Source organism: Actinosynnema sp. NPDC023658, assembly GCF_040639995.1.
GTDB lineage: Bacteria > Actinomycetota > Actinomycetes > Mycobacteriales > Pseudonocardiaceae > Actinosynnema.
In genome coordinates this window covers 1-4,325 of record NZ_JBFAAX010000506.1, presented here as the reverse complement: position 1 = coordinate 4,325, position 4,325 = coordinate 1, and the positions used below count along the sequence as shown (strand labels likewise).

The following is a 4,325-nucleotide window of genomic DNA, read 5'->3' as shown; positions in this document are numbered from 1 at the left end:
GGCTGGGGTCCGGTGGACCGGGGCGACGCCTGTCCCGCGGTCGGCGGCGCGGCCTGCGCCGGCACCGAGCGGCCCGCCAGCGGACCGGTGGCGCGCACCAGCTCGGCGGGCAGCGCCACGACCGCGCGCAGCCCCTCGCCCTGCTCGCGCAGCACCACCTCGATGCCGTGCCGCCCGGCGAGCCGACCGACCACGTACAGGCCGAGCTGGCGGGACACCGGCAGCTCGCCGGAGTCCTCCGCCGCGGCCAGCGTGATCCGGCGGTTGGCCTGCGCCAGGTCCTCCTCCGACATGCCGACGCCCTGGTCGACCACGTCGACCAGCACACCGCCGCCGGGCCGGGACCGGCCGCCGACGACGACCTGGGTCCGCGGCGGCGAGAACGTGGTGGCGTTGTCCAGCAGCTCGGCGACGAGCCGCACCAGGTCGCCCGCGGCGTAGCCGACGACCTCGACCGACGGCGTGGTCTGCACGACGACCCGCTGGTACTGCTCGATCTCGGACGCGGCGGCGCGCAGCACGTCGCCCAGCGGAACCGGGCGGGTGAAGCGGCGGGCCACGTCGCTGCCGGACAGCACCATCAGGTTCTCGTTGTTGCGGCGCATCCGGGTGGCGAGGTTGTCCAGCTTGAACAGGTTCGCCAGCTGCTCGGGGTTCTCCTCCTGCCGCTCCAGCTCCTCCATGAGCTTGAGCTGCCGCTCCACGAGGCCCTGGCTGCGGCGGGACAGGTTGATGAACGCGTTGCGCATGCCGGTGCGCAGGTCGGCCTGCTCGGCCGCGGAGCTGACCGCCTGCCGGTGCACCGCGTCGAACGCGCGCGCCAGCTGGCCCAGCTCCTCCCTGGTGTCCACGGGCACGGGCTCGACGGTGACGTCGTGCGCGGCGTTCTCGCGCAGCTGCGCCACCAGCGTCGGCAGGCGGTGCTCCGCGACGTCCAGCGCGGCGGTGCGCAGCGCGCGCAGGGAGCGCAGCAGGTAGTTGCCGACGACGAAACCGACCGCGGCGGCGGCGAACATCGACGCGAGCAGCAGCACGGCCGCCGCGCCGGCCCGGTCGCTGGTGGCGTCCTGCAACCTGCCGGCGGCGGAGGTGAGCTGGCTCTCCAGGGACCGCAGCACGACGCCGAGCTGCTTGAGGGTGCTCTCCGAGCCGCTGTTCCAGGCGTCGGCCTTCACCAGCAGCTTCACCGCGCTGGAGTTGGTGCGGATCTGCTGGAACAGGCTGTTGCGGAGGTCGACCTCCTGGCCGGAGACCGTGCTGCGGTAGTCGGCCTGCTGCTGCGGCGTGGCGACGGCGGAGAAGTCGGCCAGCTTGTCCTGCTGGCGGGTGTAGGACTGCTCCAGCGCGGTGTCCTCGGAGTCGAGCAGCTCGCCGCGGCTGATGCCCGCCAGCACGGTGGCGTGCTGCCACGACACCTGTTCGCCCGCCATGGCCAGGTTGTGCAGCGCGGTCGCCGTGCCGGACAGGGCCGGGTCGCCGAAGTCGCCCACCATGGCCAGGTCGAAGTCGAGCAGGGCGCGCGCCACGACGGTGTACCCGCCGATGCCGCCCTCCAGGTCGACGCTGCCCGACCGCACTCGTTCCCGCAGCTGGGGCAGGCCGTCGAGCTGGACGACGACGTCGCGGAACCGGGCGTTCGCGACCTCACCGAGGGTCGTGGTGCGCTCCATCAGGTTCCGCACGCCGGCGGCGGCGTTGTCCGTGGCGCGGGTCAGGTCCGAGAAGTCGCTCTCCACCACGCCGGCGCCCTCGGCCCGCTGCGCCGACCGCGCCCGCTCGGCCTGCACGCCCGCGATCAACGGGTCGATGCCCGCGCGCAGCGTGACGATGCGCTGCATCGCGGCGTAGCTGTCGGCGCTCTTGACGTACCCGCGGATCTGCACCACGCCCGCGACGACGGCGACCAGGACGGGCACCGCCAGCACGGCGGCGAGCTTGACCGGAAGACGCCAATTCCGCCAGTCAGCGACGGCACCCCACCACTGCCCGCGCGCGTTGTTGTCGCCAGTCACCAGACAAGCCCCGGAATGTGCGTAGTGGTTTTCGAGTTGAACGACGTCGACGCTTGATGACCGACGAGCGTGGATGTTGCTGCGCGGATAGTAGGTGGTGGACAGGCGTGGGACAACGACCTTGCGGTCGGTCCTCATCCGATCGGCGCAGCGTGACGACGATGTGCGCACGGACGCCAATCGAGACGTGCGCTCGGTGTCGATAAGGCCTCGGTGACCACCTCGACGGCGGCACGTCGTTGACTGGCGGCCCAGCGCGGTTACGCTGAGCGCCCGCCGCCGGCCCGCGCCTCCGCGTGCGCGGCGAGGCAAATCCCCGTGGAGGATTGATGACGAAGGCGATCCTGCCCCCGACGGATTCGAGACCCGCCCGCGGCGGGCGCGGCTTCGCCACATTCGACGACCCGGGCGCGCGCCTGTTGGTCGACGAATCGGGTGAGCCCGACTTCGTCGCGCTCCAGGCGAGTGCCGACTTCCGCGAGCTGCGCCGGCGGATCGCGATCTTCGTGGTGCCGGCCACGTGCGGGTTCCTGCTGTGGTACTTGGGTTACGTCGCGCTGTCGGCGTACGCGCCGGACTTCATGGGCACGCGGGTGTGGGGCGTGCTGAACATCGGCCTGGTGTTCGGGCTGCTGCAGTTCGTGACGACGATCGCGCTGACCCTGGGGTACGCGCGCTACGCGCGGCGCAAGCTCGACCCGCAGGTCGACGCGGTCCGCTCGCTCACCGCGGAGGACCGGGTCTGATGGGCGGCAACACCGCGATCAACCTGGGCGTGTTCGGCGTCTTCGTGTTGATCACCTTGTTCATCGTGTACCGGGCGGGCAGCCGCAACGCCACCGCCTCGGACTACTACGCCGCGGGCAGCAGCTTCACCGGGCCGCAGAACGGCATCGCGCTGTCGGGCGACTTCCTGTCCGCCGCGTCGTTCCTGGGCATCTCCGGCAGCATCGCGGTCAACGGCTACGACGGCTTCCTGTACTCGATCGGCTGGGTCGTGTCCTGGCTGCTCGGCCTGATGATCATCTCGGAGCGGTTGCGCAACACCGGCCGGTTCACCCTCGGCGACGTGCTGGCGTTCCGGATGCGGCAGCGCCCGGTGCGGGCCGCGGCGGCGAACGTGACGCTGGTGATCTCGCTGTTCTACATGATCGCGCAGATGGCCGGCGCGGGCGCGTTGATGGCGCTGCTGCTGGACGTGCACAGCAAGATCGGCCAGGCGGTCATCATCGCGGTGGTGGGCATCGTCATGGTGCTGTACGTGCTGATGGGCGGCATGAAGGGCACCACGTGGGTGCAGATCATCAAGGCCGTGTTCCTCATCATGTGCGTGACGCTGATGACGGTGTTCCTGCTCGGCAAGTTCGGCTTCAGCCTGTCCGCGATCCTGGAGACCGCGTCGCGCAACACGCCGCTCGGGCCCGAGGTGCTCCAGCCGGGCGTGCGCTACGGCGGCACCCCGACCAGCCGCCTCGACTTCATCTCGCTGGCGCTGGCCCTGGTGCTGGGCACCGCGTCGCTGCCGCACGTGCTGATGCGGTTCTACACCGTGCCCAACGCCCGCGAGGCGCGGCGCTCGGTGGTGTGGGCGACGTGGATGATGGCGACGTTCTACCTGTGCACGCTGGTGATCGGGTTCGGCGCGCTGGCGCTGGTGGGCTCGAAGGAGATCGCCTCGGCGCCCGGCGGCGAGAACTCGGCCGCGCCGCTGCTGGCCTACGAGATCGGCGGCGCGGTGCTGCTGGGCGTGGTGAGCGCGGTGGCGTTCGCGACGATCCTGGCGGTGGTGGCCGGTCTGACGTTGACGGCGTCGGCGTCCTTCGCGCACGACGTGTACGCGAACGTGATCAAGCGCGGCCAAGCCGATCCGCGCTCCGAGGTGCGGGTCGCCCGGCTGACCGCGGTCGTCGTGGGCCTGCTGGCCATCGCGGGCGGTATCGCGGCCAACGGGCAGAACGTGGCGTTCCTGGTGGCGCTGGCGTTCGCGCTGGCGGCGTCGGCCAACCTGTCGACGATCATCTACTCGATGTTCTGGAAGCGGTTCAACACGCCGGGCACGCTGTGGGCGGTGTACGGCGGGCTCGGGTCGTGCATCTTCCTGCTCGCCTTCTCCCCCTCCGTGTCGGGCACGAAGTCGTCGATCTTCCCGGACGTGGACTTCGCCTGGTTCCCGCTGAGCAACCCGGGTCTGGTGTCGATCCCGTTCTCCTTCCTGTGCGGCTACCTCGGCACGGTGCTGAGCAAGGAGAAGCCGGACCGCGCCAAGCAGGCCGAGATGGAGGTCCGTTCGTTGACGGGCATCGGGTCCGGCCT

General features: G+C 71.0%; 3 protein-coding genes. 2 read left to right on the top strand and 1 reads right to left on the bottom strand.

Features of this window, described 5'->3' with window-relative positions:
* Nucleotides 1-2,012: nitrate- and nitrite sensing domain-containing protein (locus AB0G02_RS30025; protein ID WP_360800527.1), on the bottom strand; the 2,012-nt coding region annotated here is incomplete at its 3' end.
* A 329-nt stretch (nucleotides 2,013-2,341) separates the two neighbouring features.
* Here AB0G02_RS30025 and AB0G02_RS30020 point away from each other — a divergent pair.
* Complete coding sequence (locus AB0G02_RS30020) at nucleotides 2,342-2,758, top strand: DUF485 domain-containing protein (protein ID WP_360800524.1); 417 nt, start codon at nucleotides 2,342-2,344, stop codon at nucleotides 2,756-2,758.
* Nucleotides 2,758-4,325 (top strand): cation acetate symporter (locus AB0G02_RS30015; RefSeq protein WP_360800521.1); only part of this gene is annotated, 1,568 nt, incomplete at its 3' end. The genes AB0G02_RS30020 and AB0G02_RS30015, both read left to right, overlap by 1 nt.

Coding starts and splice junctions, on each gene's coding strand:
- AB0G02_RS30020 (WP_360800524.1), top strand. CDS start 2,342: ATGACGAAGGCGATCCTGCCCCCGACGGATTCGAGACCCGCCCGCGGC.